Raw genomic sequence first — 20,337 nt, 5'->3', positions numbered from 1 at the left:
GGAGAGCCGCTGATGGCGATCGGCTGCCAGACAGTTCCGGTAGACGAGCCCGTTCTTGACGATCCGGTCGAGCTGTTGAAACAGCTGATCGCCATCAACTCCGTCAATCCTGACCTGGTCGTTGAAGGAGAGGGTGAGGCAAAGATCGCGGCCTTCTGTGCCGATTGGCTATCGGCGCGCGGGTTTGAGGTTCACCGGGTTGAGGAGCGTCCAGGACGGCCTTCGATTGTCGGTATCGCGCGCGGGTCAGGCGGCGGCCGGTCGCTTATGTTCAACGGACATATCGATACGGTCTCGATCTCAGGCTATGATGGAGATGCGCTAACCCCGGTTGTTCGCGATGACCGGCTCTTCGGTCGTGGCTCCTTTGATATGAAAGGCGGAGTTGCCGCAATGATGGTTGCGGCGGTGCGCGCGAAGGCGAGCGGCCTGCGGGGGGATATCCTCGTGGCCTGTGTCGCCGATGAGGAATTTGCCTCTTTCGGCACGGAACAAGTCGTTGCCAAGTTTACGGCAGACGCGGCCATTGTCACCGAGCCCAGCCATTTGGAGCTCACCGTTGCGCATCGTGGTTTCACGTGGTGCTACGTGACAGTCTACGGTCGCGCGGCCCACGGCTCACGCCCGGATTTGGGCATCGACGCAATCGCCAAGGCCGGAAAATTCCTATCCGCACTAGAGGACTACGATAAGCGCCTTCGAGCAGCACCCACGCACCCAACTCTGAAATCCGGATCCGTGCACGCCTCGTTGATCGAGGGTGGAAAAGAAATCTCCAGCTACCCGGCTGAGTGCCGCATGTCCCTGGAGCGTCGCACGATTCCTGGCGAGACCGCGGCTTCGGTGACGACCGAGCTCCAGCAGATACTGGACAATCTTGCATCGATCGATCCCGATTTTCGCGCCGCATTGACCGTTGGCCTCGACCGTCCTCCCTTCGCGGTAGCTGAGGCGGAACCAGTCGTGGTTACGCTCGATCGTGCCGCAACACGCGTGATGGGCGAAAAGCCAATCCGTCGAGGTGAGCCCTTCTGGACAGATTGCGCCATTCTACAAGCTGCCGGCATCCCCAGCGTGATGTTTGGAGCGGCTGGAGGCGGTGCGCATGCGCCGACCGAATGGGTTGATATCAAGTCTGTCGAACGTCTTTGCGATATTCTTACAGATACTGCCGTCGAGTTCTGCGAATAACGAAACTACACTAACGAAAAGGGGAACGAAAATGAAAAAATCTCTATTGGTGGCGGTAGCCATGGCTACGGTTTTCGGATTTGGCAGTAGTGCCTGGGCAGATGTGCTTATGGGGGTTGCCGGTCCCATTACTGGTCCGGGAGCGGCTTTCGGCGCGCAATTGCAAAGAGGCGCCAAGCAAGCCGTCGATGACATCAATGCGTCGGGCGGAATGAACGGCGAGAAAATCACCCTCGAAATTGGTGATGACGTAGCTGACCCCAAGCAGGGCATCTCTGTGGCGAACAAGTTTGTTGCCGACGGCATTAAGTTCGTAGTCGGCCATTACAATTCCGGCGTTTCAATTCCCGCTTCGGATGTCTATGCGGAAAACGGGATTCTCCAGGTCAGTCCGTCCTCAATCAACCCGGATCTTACTGACCGGGGCCTCTGGAATGTATTTCGTACGTGCGGCCGTGCGGATCAGCAGGGAGCGGTTGCCAGCTCCTATCTGTTGAAACACTTCAAGGATGCAAAGATTGCCTTTGTCCACAATAAGACGCCTGTCGGACAAGGGATGGTCGATGCAGTGAGAAAACAGATAAATGCCGGTGGATTGCAAGACGTCGCCTACGAAGGAATCAACGTCGGGGACAAGGATTTCTCGGCACTTGTTTCCAAGCTCAAGCAGGATGGCGTTTCGCTTGTCTACTATGGCGGCGATCATACCGAAGCCGCTTTGATAACTCGACAAATGGCTGATCAAGGTATGAAGGCGAACCTGATGGCGGGAGACGCTATCGCCACCGACGAGTTCGCCGCCATTGTCGGCGACGCCGCCGACGGCACGCTAATGACTTTTCCGCCGGATCCGCGCCAAAATCCAGCTGCATCCGGAATCGTCAAGAAATTTCGTGAATCAGGGTTCGAGCCGGAATCCTACACCCTTTACTCATATGCGGCTGTTCAGGTGATTGCGGCAGCTGCCAACGCGGCCGGCACGAACGATCCAGCAAAAGTGGCGGAGGCAATCAAAGCCAAGGGTGCCTTCAAGACTGTAATTGGCGATCTCAGCTACGATTCAAAGGGCGACATAACGAGAGCCGACTATATCGTCTACAAGTGGAAGAAGGGTGACGATGGGAAGTACACATATTTCCCAACCGAGTAGTAGGGTCGAGACCCACGGAGCTATGGCCGCCTATTCAAGGCGGCCAACTCCACGGATGCACAGCCGTCGCTCAGGAGAAATTTACCAGAGTTTCCTTTAATGCCGTGTGATTTCGCAAAGCCGGTCTCTAGTAATGTTAGCGATAAGAATATCAGCACGAATTGCACAGTGAATTTGACCATATTTGTTTTATTTATGTTAAATATAGTAATAATTTATACGATCAATATGATGAACATCGCTACGAGAAGTTCGATAGGAAACTACAGAGACTGCGCTGTTCATGGTCATTTGATGATCCCGATGTTCTAGCCCGAGTTTTTCTTCAGGAAGCCGCAGTCCACAACAGCCGAGCGCTCCGAGCTAATGTTTCAAACGACTGCAAAGTACTCCCGGCAAACGGTCTCCTTGCGTTGCGAACACACCGTTTGTCACTGACATCGCCGTGAGAAAATTGAAGGATCATGGCTTCAAACAGGACGCAACAAGCACGAGGAGTGCGATTGACTTAGATTAAGATTGTCTTACAATCGTGCCCGTTGGGCGGCACCCTCCCATCCGACAGCCAGTCCGGCTCGCAGTCCCGAAAACTCGAAGAGACCAGCAGTGAACGATTTCTTCCCGAACCTTTTCGCCCCAATTCGCATCGGCAGCTATACGGTCAAAAACCGTATCATGAATACGGGCCATGCTGCACACTATCAGCAGGGCGACGGCACGCCGAGCCAAGCCTATGCGGACTATGTTCGCGAGCGCGCGAAGGGGGGCGCCGGGATCATCGTCGCCGGTCATACTGTACCGGTTTACGATGGCCAACTCTCACTCTCTCTTACCAACTATTCCGACTCAAGTTCAGATGCATTCAAACGGATGGCGGATGCATCCCACGACTACGACGTTCCGATCCTGGCACAGCTTGGCCACCGGGGCCGCCGCCTCATGGACGGTGGTGCGTATCACGGCCGCGCGATCGTTGCGCCGTCTGCTGTGCCAACACCCGACTATTCCGTGCCAATGATCATGCCACACGTTCTAGACACCGGGGAGGTGGAGGAGATCGTTGCGTCCTTTGGTGCCGCCGCGGGTCGCCTCCGTAAGGTCGGGTACGACGGCATCGAACTCGCTGTTGGAATGGACTACCTTGCCGCCAATTTCCTTCATCCCAACGGTAATCGCCGTTCAGACAAATATGGTGGTCATACGCTCCTCGAGCGTATGACGTTCCTGCGCGAAGTTCTGAACGTCCTGCGTGCAGAGATGGGCCCTGACCGGATCGTCGGAATCAGGATGTATGACGATCTGGCCGAGTTCAGTCTGCAACTCGCGGACTACGTTGAGTTGGCGAAACTCCTCGAAGCGGAAGGTCTCGTCGACTATTTCAACATGTGGCACGCGGTGACCTCCATACCGCGTCAGGGCCGCATGCATTGGCCAAGCCACTACTACGAGCCCGGTGCATTCGTGCACCTGCCTGCGGCAATCAAAGCCGCCGTCGCGCTGCCGGTTGTTGGTGCCGGGCGTATGGATTCTCCTGGCATTGCCGAGCGAACCCTTGCCGATGGCAAGGCCGATATCATCGGCATGGCGAAAACCCTTATCGCGGATCCTCATTTCCCGAACAAAGCGAAGGCGGGCAGGGTAGACGACATCCGCACCTGCATAGGCTGCACGCAGGCTTGCGTCGGTCACGTCGATATTGGACTGGGGGTTGGGTGCATTTATAACCCCGTAACCGGCCGGGAGGGCATTTGGAGCGAACTCCCGCCCGCCGCAACTCCACGAAAGGTGGTCATCGTCGGTGGTGGGCCCGCTGGAATGGAAGCAGCCCGCATCGCGGCCACTCGCGGCCACCGGGTGGTTTTGTTCGACAGGGGTTCTCGACTCGGCGGCCAAGTCAATTTGGTGATGAAAGCCCCGAAGCGCGACAGCTTCGAAGAAATCATCTTGTGGTTCGAGCGCCAACTGCCAAAGCTCGGCGTGGACATTCGTCTTAGAACAGAGGTTACCCTAGATACAATTCTTGGCGAGGAGCCGGACGAAGTTGTCGTCGCAACAGGCTCGAAGCCCTATTTACCCGAGATCGAAGGCGCCGGATTGCCTCATGTCTTTACGACACGCGACGCCATGGCAAATCAGGCGGTTCTTGGAAAGCGTCTGGCCATATTCGATCTGGTTGGTCGCGGCGAGGCCGTCAGTGTTGCCGATTTTCTGGCTGAGCGGGGGCACGAGATCACATTCATCACTGGCCTCGAGACCATTGCGCCACACATGCCGTCCCCGACGCGCCACCATCAACTGGAAAGGCTGATGAACTTCCCGAACGTACGCCTTCTGACGCATACCGCCCCTTGGGAGATAACGGACGACGGCGTAGAGGTATACAATGTGGTCACGTGGCAGCCGGATTCCATCAAGAACGTGGATTCCGTTATTATTGGCGCCGGCGGTGCCGCCGATGATGCGCTGGCCCAGCCGCTTCGGGACAAACAAGTCGCCGTGCGTCTGATCGGAGACTGTTTCCAGCCAAGAGATATCGAACTTGCGATCATTGACGGACATCGGGCCGGACGTGAAATCTAGATGTCGTGCGTTCGGAATTTAGATCGACAGTCCCGTCCTTGGATATGCGCAAGTCGTCTTGGAGACCCGAGCTGAGCTCCAGGAGCCTGTTTATCAGCGGTGTTCAGGTGATCGAGCCGGGTGAGCCTACTTCACCCGACTCGCATGCATAGCGACACTGCCAATTCGATGGTGCGTTTAGCTCGCAAGAGCGGAAACCGGCACTGAGATGACAGTGCGGCGGTTGCGATGCTGGTTTTCTTTGTGGCGTCTCACAGGCCAAGACCAGTTCGAGCCTGTCGGGCAAGAGCCACATCTCCGGGATTCCGGCGCCCCGAGGTGTTGGTCAATCTGAGCGTAGAAAGTAATATTGACAGAATGTAAGACATTCCATAGCTACCTTACGTGGGTTGCATGCAAGGAGGTTTCGCCATGAGTTCACGTGTCGCAGTGATTACCGGCGGAGGCAGCGGGCTAGGTGAGGCTACGGCGAAACGATTGGCAAAAGACCATACACCTTGGCACTCATCGATATCGATGAAGCCGAAGGATGGCGGGTGGAGCGGGAACTTACCGAAGCTGGGCATAACGCAAGGTTTATCCGTTGCGACGTGTCAAACGCCGCTGCCGTTGAAGCGGCTGCTGCCACAGTCGGATCTGAACTCGGTGCTGTCGAGGTACTTGTGACTTCCGCTGCGATGCAGCCAAACCCGGAATGTGTGCTCGACATGGACATGGTCGCGCATGAGCGGATGTGGAAGGTCAATTACTTCGGCGCCATTCACGCCTGCCAATCCTTTGCCCGGCAAATGATCCCCAATGAAAAAGGCGCCATCGTAACCTTGGGATCAATTCATTCTCGAATGCCGTTGCCGCTGCCAGCCTATAACCCCGGTAAAGTGGCAATTGAGCGTATGACGCTGCTTGCTGCTGAATTGGGCCGCTTCAACATTCGCGTCAATTGCATCGGGCCGACCCACGTTATGACGCCGCCTCTTGTCGCCGCGATAGCCGCCGGAGAACGTGACGAATCAAGGATTATGGAGCCCCACGCGCTGAACTACCTGCCCGAGCCGGAAGACGTGGCTGAAACCATCGCCTTTCTTGTCTCCGATCGCGCCCGTGCGATAACCGGGGCCTTCCTTCCAATCGATAGTGGCATAATCGCCAAGGATGCGTTCGTGACCTATGCTGGTGGTATACCCTGGTTGAAAAAGCGCTAGCGGCAGTACAGGTCGCGGCCCAAGCCTCAAAAGAGATGATTTTGATCAAGGTTGCACCGATACGGGACGACCTCGCAGATGCGGTGATTTCCGCGAAAACTAGAGCGCGCACGCCAATCGGCCCGATGAGCATCTCAAGGATCAGTGGGCGTCACTCCAACACTATGTTGGTCAGAAAATCTGGGGCGACGAGAATGCAGCTATTGACAGATTGTCAGACAAAGTGAATGTATGATCGTTTTGCAGCGGGAGCGTCCTGAAGGCGCCCTGGTGATTGCCGAACGAGATTGGGAGGAATGTAAATGTACCAATTGAGACGCATGTTTACGGCCGCACTTGCGGCAACTGGCATCGCATGCGCAAGTGCCAGTGCAGCGGATATTAAGGTCGGGATCATCGTTGGATTTACGGGACCGACGGAGTCAGAAGCCCCGAACTACGCCCGCGCCGCTGAGATCGCGGCGGACGAGATCAATCGCAGCGGGCTACTTCTTGGCGGCAGCAAAATCGTAACGCCCCATGCCGATTCCACCTGCATCGATTCCTCGGCCGCCGTCCCGGCGGCGGAGCGCCTAGTATCTAGCGACAAGATCGTGGCACTCGTCGGCGCCGATTGCTCGGGAGTGACCGCGGCGATTGTGAACAACGTGACGAAACCGAATGGCGTCTTGACGATCTCGCCCTCGGCCACGTCGCCCGCACTCACTGGCATTGCCCCTGGCTACTTCTACCGTACCGCGCCCTCGGACGCTCGGCTTGGGCAAGTCATTACCGACATGCTGATGAAGAAGAACCTCAAGGAAGTGGCAGTCTCCTATTCGAACAGCGACTACGGCAAGGCCATGACTGACTCCTTCTCAGCCTCATACAAGGCAGCCGGCGGCACGATTACCCTGGCTGCTCCGCACGATGACGGCAAGGCCGACTACTCGGCCGAAGTGGCGGCCCTGGCTGCTGCTGGAGGTGATCTTCTCGTCGTGTTTGGGTACGCCGACCAAGGCGGACTCGGCATCGTGCGCCAGTCACTCGAGTCCGGTGCTTTCAGTCGCTTCGCTTTTGGCGACGGCATGTACTACCAATCTCTTCTCGACGCAGTGGGCAAGGATCTTGAAGGTTCGATCGGTGCCGTCGCAGGTTCGGAGGGCAAGGGCGGCGAAGCCTTTGACGCCGTGGCAAAGGCGGCCGGTTTCAATCCTAATGGCGTTTACAGGCGCGAGTATTATGACGCCATGGCTCTGATCGGTCTGGCGATTCAGAAGGCCGGCTCCACGGATCGCAAAAAAATTCGCGATGCGCTCGAGTCCGTTGCCAATGCGCCTGGAGAAAAGATCTACCCGGGTGAACTCGCCAAGGGGCTGCAGATCCTGAAGGATGGTGGCGATATCGATTATGTCGGTGCGACAAACGTCGAGTTCGACAAAAACGGCGACGTCGGGGGCTCCTACCGCGAATATGTAATCAAGGGAGGAAAGTTCGAAACCGTCGGCTTCCATTGAGCGCGGCGCTAACCGGGCAGTCGCCAGTGTAGAACTGGCGGCTGCCTTTTTACGTGGGAGGTCGTGTTGATCCAAGTAGAAGACCTGCATGTCCATTTCGGGGGACTCCGCGCGGTCGATGGTGTCAGCCTTACGATCGAGAAAGGATCGATTACTGGCTTGATTGGGCCGAATGGTGCCGGCAAGACAACTCTTTTCAATGCGATAGCCGGCCATCATCGACCAGTGTCGGGTCGGGTTATGCTGGACGGAAACGAAATTACCGGCCTGCCTCCGCACCAGTTGTTTGCGAGGGGCTTGCTGCGGACGTTCCAGATTGCCCATGAATTCGCCACCCTCAGCGTCAGGGACAATTTGATGATGGTGCCTGGAGGGCAGCCCGGTGAATCGCTCGTCGATGTCTGGTGTCGACCATCGAAAGTTGCGGCCCGTGAACAAGAGGTTCGTGCCAGGGCCGACGACGTAATTGCTTTTCTACAGCTTTCGCACGTGGCGGACGAACGTGCGGGCAACCTGTCCGGCGGACAAAAGAAACTGCTCGAGATCGGGAGGACGATGATGACTGACGCCAAGATCGTCTTCCTGGACGAAGTGGGTGCGGGCGTGAACCGCACTTTGCTGAACACCGTAGGCGACGCGATTCTCCGGCTAAACCGTGAGCGGGCCTACACCTTCTGCATGATCGAGCACGACATGGATTTCATCGCGCGTCTCTGCGACCCGGTGATCGTGATGGCTGAAGGGAAAGTGCTAGCCCAGGGTTCCGCTGCGACCGTAAAGGCGAATGAACAGGTGATTGAGGCCTATCTCGGACGAGGTCTCAGGCAGCGCCCGGCGCGTGAACCGAGGAGTTCGGCCCAGTGAGCATGCTGATAGGCGAGACCATGACCGGAGGTTATGGCGGTGCAGATATCCTTCATGGATGCACCATATCGGTCGACAGGGGCGAAATCGCGGTCATCGTCGGCCCAAACGGCGCCGGGAAGTCTACGGCGATGAAGGCCATCTTCGGAATGCTCGCGCTTCGCGAAGGCCGCGTGTTGCTCGCTGGGCGCGACATCACCGCCCTTTCACCACAGGAACGTGTACGGGCCGGCATGGGCTTTGTGCCACAGACACACAACGTGTTTGTGACGATGAGCGTCGAGGAGAACCTCGAAATGGGCGCATACATCCGCGAGGACGATTTCTCCGAGACTCTCGATCAGGTCTTCGCGCTGTTCCCCATTCTCAAGGAGAAGCGGCGGCAGCCAGCCGGTGAACTGTCGGGCGGGCAGCGACAACAGGTTGCCGTGGGTCGCGCGCTAATGACGAGACCCGCTCTTCTAATGCTCGATGAACCGACCGCCGGCGTTTCGCCGATCGTCATGGATGAACTGTTCGACCGCATTCTCGACGTCGCCGCCACTGGGATCGCGATCCTCATGGTGGAACAGAACGCGCGGCAGGCACTGCAAATAGCCGACTGCGGCTACGTTCTGGTGCAGGGGCGCAACGCCCATACCGGTACTGGAAATGAACTGCTAGCCGATCCGCAGGTTCGTGCGTCATTTCTGGGAGGCTGAGTGTGATCGACATCTTCAATGCGATGGCACTGTTCACCAATTTCGTCATCTTACCTGCAATTGCCTATGGTTCGCAGGTCGCGCTAGGCGCGCTCGGCGTTACTTTGATTTTCGGTATTCTTCGCTTCGCAAATTTCGCTCATGGCGACCTCATGGCGTTTGGCACCGCAGTCACCATTCTTCTTACGTGGTGGCTGCAGTCGCTTGGCATCGGATTCGGAGTTTTGCCGACTGCGCTGCTCGCATTACCCGTCGGGATTGCCGCTGCGGCGGGACTTGCATTGGCAACGGACCGGATTGTTTATCGCTTCTATCGGAACAAGCGCGTTGCCCCCGTCATAATGACCATGGCCTCGGTCGGCGTGACCTTCATCTATGGCGGTCTCGTCCGTATCCTCATTGGATCGGACGACCAGCGCTTTGCCGATGGGGAACGGTTTCTAATCAGCGCCGCTGGCTTCCGCGAACTGACAGGTCTTGCTGAAGGTGTGGCCGTCAAAGTTACGGTACTAGTCACCGTCGTGGCCACCGTGCTCGCCATGGGATGGCTATTCTGGTTTCTCGCTCGCACTCGCACCGGCAAGGCGATGCGCGCTTTCTCCGATAACGAGGATCTGGCGTTGCTCTCAGGCATCAATCCCGAAAGGGTCGTCCTGGTTTGCTGGTTGCTCGCGGCAGGTCTGGCGACCCTGGCCGGCACACTGTATGGCCTCGATAAAAGCTTTAAGCCGTTTAACTATGTTCAGTTACTACTGCCGTTCTTCGCAGCCGCTATGGTCGGGGGTATCGGTAATCCGCTGGGCGCAGTTGTCGGCGGTTATCTGGTCGCGTTCTCCGAGGTTGCAATAACCTATCCGTACAAGCGGGTGCTCGAATATTTGGGGTTCCGACCCGAAGGGTTGGTGCAACTCATATCGGTCGACTACAAATATGCCGTCTCCTTCGTCATCCTCGTCCTTGTTCTCTTGCTCCGTCCGACAGGAATCTTCAAAGGGAGGGTACTGTGAAACGTTTCCGCCCAGCTTTCCTCTACGCCATCATGACGGCCGCGCTTTTGGCCATTGGCTTCCTGCAAGGTTGGAACGTGAGTGTCACTATCCTCAACCTGTGCCTCGTTTCAGCCATTATGGCTCTCGGCGTTAACATTCAGTGGGGCTATGCCGGGCTCTTCAACGTCGGGGGAATGGGCTTCGCCGCACTAGGCGGCTTCGCAGCCGTCCTCTCGCTGCCGCCCGTGGTGGGAGCATGGCACGTCGGCGCGGGTGGATTGGCGCTGTCTCTGGTATGTGTGGTCGCAACGATCCTCGCAACCCTCGGCGCAAGGAGGTGGCTGCCGGCCCAGTGGCGGCTTCCCGCCATCCTTCTCATTATTGCCGGGGGAATTGTTCTCGCCAGCTCGTTTTTCTTGCCGGCCACGGACGCGATTGAGAATTTCGATGCCGCGCGCAACGGCTACCTTGGCGGCATTGGTCTGCCCATCGTGGTTTCGTGGTTTGTCGGTGGAGCTTTTGCCGCTGCCACAGCTTGGCTGACTGGCAAAGTAGCGCTCGGCTTGCGTTCTGACTATCTGGCGATCGCCACACTGGGAATTTCCGAAATCATTCTGGCGGTGATGAAGAACGAGAGCTGGCTCACCCGCGGCGTAAAGAATGTCAGCGGCATTCCACGCCCTTTCGCGGACGAGATGTCGCTGCGTCAGATGGAATGGTTTATACGACTTGCGGATAAAATTGGTGCGGACCCATCAGATCTTGCTGGAATTGCCGTAAAACTCGGATATACTTTATTATTTCTCTTGGTTCTCGGCGTGCTATTGTGGCTGAGTGAGCGCGCGCTCCACTCTCCATGGGGACGAATGATGCGCGCCATCCGCGACAACTACATTTCAGCTGCTGCGATGGGAAAGGATGTCACCAGGCGGCATCTCCAAGTCTTCGTGTTGGGTTCAGCTGTCATTGGTATGGCCGGCGCGATGTTGGTGTCGCTTGATGGCGTGTATGCGCCTGCCGCATACAATCCGCTCCGCTTCACGTTTTTAATTTGGGTCATGGTCATCGTTGGCGGTTCGGGGAACAACTGGGGCGCGGTGCTCGGAGCGTTCCTGATCTGGTTCGTTTGGGTGGAGGCTGAGCCCGCTGGTGCTTGGCTCATGCGCCTTATCAGTTCGCCGCTGCCGGAAGGTAGTCTGATTCATCAGCGCCTCATGGAAAGCGCTCCGCACATGCGCTTCCTTCTCATGGGGCTGATCATGCTCCTCGTGCTGCGCTTCGGTCCGCGCGGCTTGATACCGGAAACCGCGGGAGGTCGAGCCGATTTGCCTCGGGCGTAGCCGGGCTGAGGTCCGGCTTGAGAAATTGGTCTGAAACAGCAGCTTAATGCGGCCCTGAATGGTCGTCCGGGAGGATTCCAAAATGTCAGAAATCCGCGTCTATCAGGCCAAGAAGATCATCACCATGGATCCCGGCCGCCCGGAGGCGAGCGCGGTGGCCGTACGCGACGGTCGGATCGTCTCCGTCGGCACGATGGAGACGATCAAGCCCTGGCTGGAGCGCTATCCCCACGTCGTCGACGACACGTTCGCTGACAAGATCATCATGCCCGGACTGATCGATCCCCACACGCACCTTCACTGGTCGGCCTGCGTCGTGAACCTCAACTATATCGGTCCGATCGATTCCCCGACGTGGCTTGAGCCGGCGGTCAAAGGGCGCGAAGCGGTGTTCGAGCGCCTGCGCGAGATCGATCGTTCGATGGAGGATCCCAATCAGACGCTGTTTGCATGGGGTTTCGATCCCGCGTTCCATGGCGGTCAAATCGACAGGGATATCCTGGACGGAATCTCGAAAACGAGACCGATTTGGGTTCTCTCCTATGCTATCCACTACCTCTACGTAAACAGCGCCATGCTTGACCAGCTTGGCGCCACCGACGAGATGCAGATGCACGGCCTCGGACGCTTTGAGGACGGGCGCCTCAATGGCCAGTTCATCGAGTTTGAGGCGACCCGGTTCGCGATGGAGCCGTTTCGGCGCGAGATGCTTAATCCGCAGCGCGCTCGGGAGGGAATGCGCAAGCTCGCCGCCACCGCCAAGCGCGCCGGTATCACGCTCACGGCAGACATGGGGACCGGTGTCACCAATTTCGACGATGAATTGCGCGATCACAGGCAGGTCGTGCTCGACGACGATTTTCCGCTGCGAATGGTTCTCACCCCCAGCGAGTTCGGCCTGCGCGCCATTCACGGCGAAGCAACACCTGACTTCATCGCCGGCCTCGCCCCGGCCCACTTCCACGAGAAGCTCAGGTTTCACGGCGTGAAGTTCTGGACCGACGGCTCTTATCAGGCAATGTCGCTTAGGCTCAAATTTCCCGGCTATTTGGACGGCGGCAACGGCTTGCGGGGCCAGGACGCCTGGGAGGAGTTGGCAGACCGGATGATGCCCTACTGGGAACGCGGTATCCAACTCCACGTGCACGCTAATGGCGATGAAGCGGTGGACGCCACGCTTGACGCACTTGCCGAGTTGCAGCGTCGGCTTCCCCGTTTCGACCATCGTTTCACGATCGAACACTACCTTATCAGCACTACACAGCAGGCGCGTCGTCTCAAGGCACTAGGCGGCGCTGCGAGCGTTCTGATCTATTACCTGCACACGCGCAGCCAACTTCAGTCCGCGCAAGGGCTGGGCCCTGATCGCGCGGAAGCCACTGCGCGCGTGGGCACGCTCGAGCGCGAAGGCGTGCCCTTCGCGTTCCATTCCGATCATGCCTTTGCCGTTGCGCCGCTGCATCCGTTGACGGCCGCTTGGATCGCCATGACCCGCATTGTTCAGGACGGAAAGACGGTATTTGCGCCGCACGAGCGTATCGAGCGAGATGCGGCCTTGCGGGCGATCACCATTGACGCCGCGTATATTCTACGGATGGAAAACGAGGTGGGCAGTATCGAGGTCGGTAAACTGGCGGATTTCGCCATTCTGGAGGAAGATCCGCTCGAAGTAGAGGTCGATCGTATCCGCCACATCCCTATCTGGGGGACAGTGCTCGGCGGCTTAAAGCAGCCAGCCTGACTAGGTATGGAAGGGCCCCGATGAGCAAAATGAGAGACGAAGGCAACCTTGCGGAGCTCGAAAGCAGACGCCGCGACCAACTGGCGGACACCTGGCAGATGTTGCTCGGCATCGGACATGCCTCAGTGTCGGCGGCAAAGTTACCACCGGCGCGTAAGGCATCGATCGGGTTTACGCTCGTCACCGGCTTTCTTGGCGCCGGAAAAACGACGCTTTTGAATTCTCTCCTCTCACAGGATCATGGCATTCGGCTGGCAGTCATCGTCAATGATTTCGGCTCGGTAAATATCGATGCCGAGCTTGTCAGCCGCGAGGACGTCAACAGCATCGATCTTGCCAATGGCTGTGTGTGCTGCACGCTCGCCAACGGGCTTGTTGCCACCTTGGGAGAACTCGCGATGCGCGACGAGCCTCCCACGCAAATAATACTGGAGGCGAGTGGCATCGCTGAGCCACATGGTGTTCTTCAGGTCGCGCTCACCAATTCGGCATTGCGGCTCAATGGCGTGGTTTGCGTAGTGGACGCCGATGCTGCCACGCGGACGGTTGCTGATGCTGCAGCGGGGCCCGTGGCCGAAGGGCAGATCCGCGCTGCTGATCTCGTTGTTCTAAACAAAATCGACATTGCAGGCGCGGAGGACCTGGCGGCGATCTCACACCTGCTGTCGACCGTCGCACCGGCGGCGAGGCTCCTGCCAGCGGTCCGTTGTGCAATCCCCGCCGAGGTTATTTTAGGCATTTCTACCAAATCCCGCTTCGCCGCTGTCGAAGCGAGCTTACCGGCCTCCGATACTTTCGAGAGCCATGTGCTGACGGCCGATAGACTGCTTGACCGCAAAAGGATCTGCGCGTTGGCGGCAGCTTTTCCCGTCGGTGTGCTGCGCGTCAAAGGCTTTATCCGCCTGGACCCCCAACCGGGTCGATGGTTCCTGCTGCAAGTCGTAGGTCCGAGGTGGTCGCTCGATCTTTGCGAGCGCGCTTCAGACGCCCCGAATTGCTCAAGTCTTGTCGTGATCGGTAAAAAAGGGGAGGTCGACGTCGACGCGTTGCATGCCGCATTTCTGAGCTGTCAGAAGGAGTAAGTTGGGGAAGCTTCACTTGTTAGATGGCGCGAGCAGCCGATAAGCCCATCAAAAGCATGCGCCGCACCCTGCCAGCGCGCCGGCGCTTTCCCGGCGTGCGCTAGACGGCAACGCCGTTGGGGGCTGTATAGGTGTCGATGATACCAAGATTGCCCGTGTTTAGCACGTTGGCCGGCTCAAAGATCACGAATTCCGTCTCGACATCCGCGCAACTGCGATGCTCGATCCCACGGGGGATGACGACGCATTCGCCGGGGCCCATCTCCACAACGCGGTCGCGGAACTCCACGCGCAGGCGGCCGCTCCACACCATGAAGAACTCATCGTCGTTCTCGTGGAAGTGCCAGGGAAACTCGCCCTTGATCTTCACCACCTTAACTTCCTGGCCATTAAGCGTCGCGATGACTTTTGGGCGCCAGTTCTCCTCGAACTGCGAGAACGCCTCAGATACATTGATTTTCCCGGTCATAGTCATTCGTTCCAGTCGGTCGAAATAGCCTCCCGCTGGTTGCGCAGGAGCGGCTAGGCATATGGTTTTACGCGCCGGCCCCGATGCGGGTCCAACCGAGGTAGCCAGAGGGCTGCAGGGTATAATTCGTCAGACAATCTGTCAATCAAACAAAAGCTGATGGATGCGGGCGATGCTACTTATTCTTCTTCCAGGCATTGCGCAATTTCGAAGTTCCATAAGCTATATTACGCGACTTTCACCAATAAACGTTAATCTACCAAAGTAGGTATTGGTCGACGCGAAGTCCTATTGAGACAACCCAAAAGAAATGATTAGCTTTTTCCAGTCCCGTTTCGTTATTGTCTTGGGCTGACATATAGAGAATACTTAAGCTGCCTCATCGTATGACGAATCTGAATGGGACGACTCGCCGTTTTCTGAAACACCGAGGTTGGCGCCTCAGACCAGACTGTGTCGGCCTTCGCTCGCCCGCCCGGCACTCACTTGTGCGGCATGCAATAGACTCCCTCAGATTCCATTAGTACAGCGCCACCCTTCAGCTCGCTCATTGCGCCGACCCACGCTTCCGAATAAGTGCGGCTGGCATCCACGGCCGTCAGCCAGAGAACGCGATTGTCGGCCAGTTCGACCTTGACTTCCTGCTGCAAAGGGCTTGCCTGCACTGTTTGCTGATAGTGGCGTTTGATCCTGACATTGCTGGCCGGGAACTCAGCTTCGTTGCTCCCGTAGTTCAGCACAAATCCAGTGTGGTCCCCAGCCACTGAGCAACTGCCATCACGCTCACACACGATTTTGGCAGCGGTCTTGCAGTCCCATTTCAGTGAAGCGGGCCACATAGGATTGTCCACACTTGATCGCGGCTTGTCGCTCTGACCAGCCGCCGCCAACACTGCGCCTGTGTTCATAATCACAGCAGACAGGAGAAGCGCCTTGAACACTACAAACCTCCCTAATTGCGACCCAATAGTACCTCGTCCTGCGTGATCGCCTGGCTCAAGGCATGTTGAGATTGAACCAACTTTTCTGGCGCACGCCGTTCGCGTCATCATACTCGAGGAACCAGGGCTTTCCGCGCATCGGCCGAGGGATGGTGTAGTAGGTCGGACCATTACCAAGGGAATGCCCTCCATCGTTCCCCGCGGTCTGGATTGTTGCCGCAACCACCTTACCGTCGATTTCGATTTGGACCTGACGTGATCCGTCTCCATGATGCCCGCCGAGGGCGTTGTTTTTGAAAACGACGGGCAAAGAGAGCCGATCGGCCGCGATGCGGCAGATGTTTCGTTCTTGACCTAAGCTCGGCCGATCGGATTCGGAGCTGCCAACTGCTTGCCAGCCAGACGGACAATCCTCATACTTCTCAAATCTCGCCGCGCTGGAGTTGGCTTGCGGACAGGTCGGCCAATTAAAACCCGGGGCTTCCATCGCCGCAATCAACTTGTAAATTGGCGGGTGGCACGAGGGGGTGCCTTGCCAATCGCCGGAAAGACATAGAAGGACCTGACAGCCCCATTCCGACGCTTTTGATTGAGATGGAAGAGCTGCGGCGCTCGCGATGGCGACGGCACCCCCCAGTATCAATTTGAGTATGGTCATAGCCTTTTCCTCGCTGCAGATTTGATAGTTTACTATGGATGATCCGCGCGAAAAAGGACAGATCGAAAAGGCAGGTTTGTGCGACTACATCGATTTATGAAACGAGACGACGAAGGCCTGGTCAATAACCCGTTGCGCGCCAACATTGCTCTGACGCTTGAGAGGGAGAGAGCCAAACGTGGCCTATCCCATATGCATATGGCCGAGCTGTTTCGGACCGCCGACGGTGAGAAACTCGCCTACCGAACGTACATTCAGACTGTGCGTCAGAAAAATAATGTCACATTGACGACGCTGCAGATCATGGCAAACGGCTTGCAAATGTCTTTTGCAGGACTCCTCGCCGGCGGTAAGAAAGTTCCGGAATGGGCGCATCGGTTGGACGACAATGCGATCCGCAAGCGGCTGGCGCATATCATCGATTTTGAGCGACAACGACGTACTTTGCACCGCTATGAGATGGCCGAACTCATCGGCGTGGCGGAGGCGACATTCACGAAACTGGAACGCGCGAGCGGCAACATCAGCGTGGACACGATTGCCGCGATTGCCAAGGCGTTAAAACTTGATCCAGCGACCTTCCTCTTTTCCGAAACGATCCCGCCTGGCAGAGCCGACACCTAGCCGCCCCACGACTGTTCCTAAGGGCCCTATAATTCGGCCCAGCGGGCATCGCTCCTCTGCCCCTGGCGGTCGGGCCCGCGACCGACTAGCGCCCCCGCCGCGGCTGTGCGGCCGCTGGCGTCATCGTCGTTAGCGGCGGGGATGATAACGGGACTTTGACATGGGCGACTGTGCCGGCGCGAGGAATGCTTGCTGATGAAAAGAAACCCTATGAGAACAAGCCGTCAAACCTGCCGGCGCGTTTAGAGAAGAAGGGTGTCGTGGTGACAATTGCCGGGGTCATGCCTGCGCCTTTGTCGGGGTCGGTTCCGGTAGGTGGCGACCCCACATTCATCACTTTTGTGTCGTGATGCCCGCCAGAGAACTTGCTGGTGAACTGACCGGCCAAAGCCAAACTCATGCTCGCCGGGCCGACTTGTCAGCGCGCGACAGAAACCGCTTCAAGCTCAGACCGGCCAACACAATGTAAGGTGGGATAGCAAGCGAATAATGACCACAATTCATTTTCAAAATAGTTGGCCTAGCACCGACGTCCTTCAGCCTCTGCATGAAGCTTTCCGATAGCTCTGGCAACACCACTTTGTCTCTCTTGGCCAACACAACGTGAAGATCGAGATCAGGTCGTGCCAGACTATGCGCGTAGTTCTCCAAGTTAAGTGGACCCCAGGCCCTTCTGAGATCGGTCAGCTCAATCTCAGGCTCAAGGCTATCGCGTATCGATCGTGTCGCACGGCCCGTCCAAACCATATCCGCTAGACTCCCCGCCGTCAGAAACAAAGAGGCTTTTGAAACAGCCAAGTCGTGTGTTGCGACTATGGCCGCAACCCAGGACCCCAAGCTCATTCCGAGAACCGAAATCTCGCGATAGCCTTCGTTCTTCAACCAACGTATGAGTTTTCGACCGTCCAATACTGCCTGCCTTACGGATTGGATCGTTCGACCAAGATTGGCACTAAGCATATAATCGGCGTGCAGGGATCCGGGACGGCTGCGCTCGAAATGATAGGGCATGGCGATCTCGACAACCGTGATGCCACGCTTCGAGAAAAAACTGGCGATCTGGCGATTCCGGGAGCTTGCATTCCAATGGTGAAAAATCACCATCGCCTGATCGAACGATCCGCTTTCTGTGATTTTCGCCGAGACGACATTGTTCTGTTTGATATCAGTAGAAATGTCCGATGGAAATTTGAGCCACCAATCTAGCCTTTCAAACCCCTGATCACTCACATTCGGGCCATCGAAAAAGGCTGGATCAGCCACGGCCTGGTCCGCAAGGGCACAGAATTCCTCGATACTTGTTATCTTCTCCGCACCTGGAAAGGCGAGTTCGGCGTCAAGGGCGAAATCCGATGGTTTCTTCCCTTCTTCACCGCGTCGTGCCCGCCGCTCATCCCAACGATCAAGCCAACTATGATACACTCTGATTGTTTCCTAACTTACTCGCTTGCCCTCGCCCCAACCCTGGATCAAACAGGCCGTATACTGCGAACAGCATTCCAACGCCCAGAAGGATCGAAAAGCCAGAAAATGCATCGATCAGCAAGTAACTAGCCACGAGTAACGCTACGATCGCTGACATCCTCCACAAAGACATAGAAAACCGACGTTCGACACCTAAACGGATAGAGCCGAACACAAATACCACACAGGTCGAAATAGCGATAAGAAGGCTACTGTAATGGGTCGGCCTACGGTAGATGATCCCGGCGCTCACATCATTGTGCCCATAAAAGGCGTTAGACATATCGCCGACCAACCAAGACACAATATTCTCTCCACGCGATGTCAGGTAAGCACTCTGGAGCTTCATGGCTATGGCGATCAGAAACCCCAAAACAGTACAACGAAAAATCGCACGCATAACCCTTAGGTTGGTTTCATGGAGCTCGTGTTGATAGTCAACCTCGGGTCGATTATTCGCTGCTTCTCCAGTCTTCCAAAGATCATGGATCACGGTATAAAGCAAAATGAGACCTACGAAGAACAGATAAAAACAGAGGCACATATACAGGTAAGCGAGTCCCGTGAACACGACCGCTTCCGGCACCGATATAACCTCAGGGCGCACAATCGCTAACGAGCCCCAATCCGTCGCATAGTTGCCACCCCCTTTGAGCAACGGGATCAAAGACACGCCGATCCACTGAAAAAGACCGGCGAACACCACGCAAATCAAAAAAACCGCCCAATATGAATATGAAGAAGCTTGTACGGTGCGCGCCCAGGCATCGTCGCTTTCCATCTTGTCGCCCTGCGCCACAAGCTTTGGGCGACCTTCATCTTTCCAAAAGGTCACCAGCTCGGTCACGAAGGCAAAAAACAGTGGTAAAAATACCATGAAGACAAATGTCCAATTCGCTGTCCAAAGAAACCCGACCTGCTTGACGATGCCATCCGCCCGGCCATACGTCACGCTGTGAATCCCCGTAAGATACGACAAAAACCCAAGCGCGGTGACACCCGCAAACACCGACGCCGGTAAATTCAGGGGAGATCCGCGACTAAAAAACGCCTCCGATTTCCTCGCCAAACTAAAGCGCCGGCTCGGCGCCTTGGGGTCAGTATCCAGTATCAGCTCTACCGGGGAGTCTGTCTCGTTATCGATGGTCGCAGTCACTGCCGTATCTGGGATCTCCTGAGCAACGCTGCTTCCGGCTCTCTTCCATTCTCGTCTCTTGGCCGATAACCGCGATTGCGCCTCACTAAGCTCCATCTGCCATTCGCTAGTTGCGACCGGATCATCGCATCCAAAAACCCGCGCCAGCCAACGAATGTTGGCAGCGCTAATTCCCTTCTCGTTCTCTTGAAACCAAAGCTGCACCGTTCGCAGATCGACCCCAACCCGGTTGGAATCAATCAGTGAAATCGCCTCTGCAAGGAGTTCGGGCGTCCATGGGCCAGCAGGAAACCCGTCTTTGTCCAACGGTCGACCCGCACCGGCCGCCGCCAGTCGTTTGAATAATTCTTTGAAATCACTCCCGTCTCTCGGCGGAGGGAGAAATAACTTTCCGTTCTTAAACAACAACTTATAGGCTCTAATTTCGTTCCGTTTCGCTAGGCTTCGTACCCTATCGTGCCTTCGTCCTCAATCAACGTTTTTATCAACTCGATTTTGGCCGGCACGGCAGAGATAGAATGACGGGTGACCCGCTGGAGAGGCTGGAAACGTTTGTTTCGTGGGATGTTTTGCAAACCGCCGGCCAACCGAAACGTTTGTCTGGTGGCAGGGTAGTGTGACCTCATTAGCGAACAGGGGAAGCCAGAGAAGCGGAGGGATGATCTCGCCTGCCCAGGGTACCGAATTGT

General features: G+C 56.8%; 18 protein-coding genes. 13 read left to right on the top strand and 5 right to left on the bottom strand.

Features of this window, described 5'->3' with window-relative positions; translation table 11 throughout:
- Positions 1–12 precede the first annotated feature (12 nt).
- The 11 genes from P9217_RS28155 to P9217_RS28105 all read left to right on the top strand — a co-directional run bounded on the left by P9217_RS28155 (position 13) and on the right by P9217_RS28105 (position 14,336).
- The gene (locus P9217_RS28155; protein ID WP_278055762.1) at positions 13–1,191 is read left to right on the top strand and encodes an ArgE/DapE family deacylase; all 1,179 of its coding nucleotides are present in this window, start codon (positions 13–15) and stop codon (positions 1,189–1,191) included.
- Positions 1,192–1,222: 31 nt separating this feature from the next.
- Positions 1,223–2,341 carry a branched-chain amino acid ABC transporter substrate-binding protein gene (locus P9217_RS28150; protein WP_278055761.1) on the top strand — a complete coding sequence of 373 codons (1,119 nt, stop codon included), beginning with the start codon at positions 1,223–1,225 and terminating at the stop codon, positions 2,339–2,341.
- A gap of 606 nt (positions 2,342–2,947) precedes the next feature.
- On the top strand, positions 2,948–4,921 hold the full coding sequence (locus P9217_RS28145; protein ID WP_278055760.1) for an FAD-dependent oxidoreductase: 1,974 nt from the start codon (positions 2,948–2,950) through the stop codon (positions 4,919–4,921).
- 476 nt (positions 4,922–5,397) lie between these two features.
- Positions 5,398–6,123 carry an SDR family oxidoreductase gene (locus tag P9217_RS28140; RefSeq protein ID WP_278055858.1) on the top strand — a complete coding sequence of 242 codons (726 nt, stop codon included), beginning with the start codon at positions 5,398–5,400 and terminating at the stop codon, positions 6,121–6,123.
- A gap of 302 nt (positions 6,124–6,425) precedes the next feature.
- A complete protein-coding gene (locus P9217_RS28135; RefSeq protein ID WP_278055758.1) occupies positions 6,426–7,619 on the top strand; it encodes an ABC transporter substrate-binding protein in 1,194 nt (397 codons plus the stop codon).
- Positions 7,620–7,685: 66 nt separating this feature from the next.
- A complete protein-coding gene (locus P9217_RS28130; RefSeq protein WP_278055756.1) occupies positions 7,686–8,483 on the top strand; it encodes an ABC transporter ATP-binding protein in 798 nt (265 codons plus the stop codon).
- A complete protein-coding gene (locus P9217_RS28125; protein ID WP_278055754.1) occupies positions 8,480–9,184 on the top strand; it encodes an ABC transporter ATP-binding protein in 705 nt (234 codons plus the stop codon). Before P9217_RS28130 ends, P9217_RS28125 begins: the two co-directional genes overlap by 4 nt.
- A 2-nt stretch (positions 9,185–9,186) precedes the next feature.
- A complete protein-coding gene (locus P9217_RS28120) occupies positions 9,187–10,191 on the top strand; it encodes a branched-chain amino acid ABC transporter permease (RefSeq protein WP_278055753.1) in 1,005 nt (334 codons plus the stop codon).
- On the top strand, positions 10,188–11,513 hold the full coding sequence (locus P9217_RS28115; protein WP_278055751.1) for a branched-chain amino acid ABC transporter permease: 1,326 nt from the start codon (positions 10,188–10,190) through the stop codon (positions 11,511–11,513). Before P9217_RS28120 ends, P9217_RS28115 begins: the two co-directional genes overlap by 4 nt.
- An 82-nt stretch (positions 11,514–11,595) precedes the next feature.
- Complete coding sequence (locus P9217_RS28110) at positions 11,596–13,254, top strand: amidohydrolase (RefSeq protein ID WP_278055750.1); 1,659 nt, start codon at positions 11,596–11,598, stop codon at positions 13,252–13,254.
- 20 nt (positions 13,255–13,274) lie between these two features.
- On the top strand, positions 13,275–14,336 hold the full coding sequence (locus tag P9217_RS28105) for a GTP-binding protein (RefSeq protein WP_278055748.1): 1,062 nt from the start codon (positions 13,275–13,277) through the stop codon (positions 14,334–14,336).
- A 100-nt stretch (positions 14,337–14,436) separates the two neighbouring features.
- Here the strand turns inward: P9217_RS28105 and P9217_RS28100 are convergent, their stop codons facing one another.
- From P9217_RS28100 to P9217_RS28090, 3 genes are all read right to left on the bottom strand, one after another.
- Positions 14,437–14,805, bottom strand: a complete 369-nt coding sequence (locus tag P9217_RS28100) for a cupin domain-containing protein (protein ID WP_278055747.1) — start codon at positions 14,803–14,805, stop codon at positions 14,437–14,439.
- A gap of 482 nt (positions 14,806–15,287) precedes the next feature.
- Positions 15,288–15,746, bottom strand: coding sequence for a hypothetical protein (locus tag P9217_RS28095; protein WP_278055745.1), 459 nt, complete (start codon positions 15,744–15,746; stop codon positions 15,288–15,290).
- A 55-nt stretch (positions 15,747–15,801) separates the two neighbouring features.
- Positions 15,802–16,404, bottom strand: coding sequence for a hypothetical protein (locus tag P9217_RS28090; RefSeq protein WP_278055743.1), 603 nt, complete (start codon positions 16,402–16,404; stop codon positions 15,802–15,804).
- Positions 16,405–16,500: 96 nt separating this feature from the next.
- Here P9217_RS28090 and P9217_RS28085 point away from each other — a divergent pair, with 96 nt between their 5' ends.
- Both P9217_RS28085 and P9217_RS28080 read left to right on the top strand, forming a co-directional pair.
- On the top strand, positions 16,501–17,028 hold the full coding sequence (locus P9217_RS28085) for a helix-turn-helix transcriptional regulator (protein WP_278055741.1): 528 nt from the start codon (positions 16,501–16,503) through the stop codon (positions 17,026–17,028).
- A 185-nt stretch (positions 17,029–17,213) separates the two neighbouring features.
- The gene (locus tag P9217_RS28080; protein ID WP_278055740.1) at positions 17,214–17,378 is read left to right on the top strand and encodes a hypothetical protein; all 165 of its coding nucleotides are present in this window, start codon (positions 17,214–17,216) and stop codon (positions 17,376–17,378) included.
- 46 nt (positions 17,379–17,424) lie between these two features.
- Here P9217_RS28080 and P9217_RS28075 read toward each other — a convergent pair whose 3' ends face one another.
- Together P9217_RS28075 and P9217_RS28070 are read right to left on the bottom strand one after the other, a co-directional pair.
- Entirely contained in the window at positions 17,425–18,450 is a 1,026-nt protein-coding gene (locus tag P9217_RS28075; RefSeq protein ID WP_278055739.1) for an alpha/beta hydrolase family protein, read from the bottom strand.
- Entirely contained in the window at positions 18,440–20,053 is a 1,614-nt protein-coding gene (locus tag P9217_RS28070) for a hypothetical protein (RefSeq protein ID WP_278055856.1), read from the bottom strand. The genes P9217_RS28075 and P9217_RS28070 overlap by 11 nt, the downstream gene beginning before the upstream one ends.
- Positions 20,054–20,337: the final 284 nt, after the last annotated feature.

The sequence above is a fragment of the Mesorhizobium sp. WSM4989 genome (assembly GCF_029625795.1).
GTDB lineage: Bacteria > Pseudomonadota > Alphaproteobacteria > Rhizobiales > Rhizobiaceae > Mesorhizobium.
The sequence above is the reverse complement of the archived record's forward strand: the minus strand, read 5'-3'. Positions and strand labels throughout refer to the sequence as shown.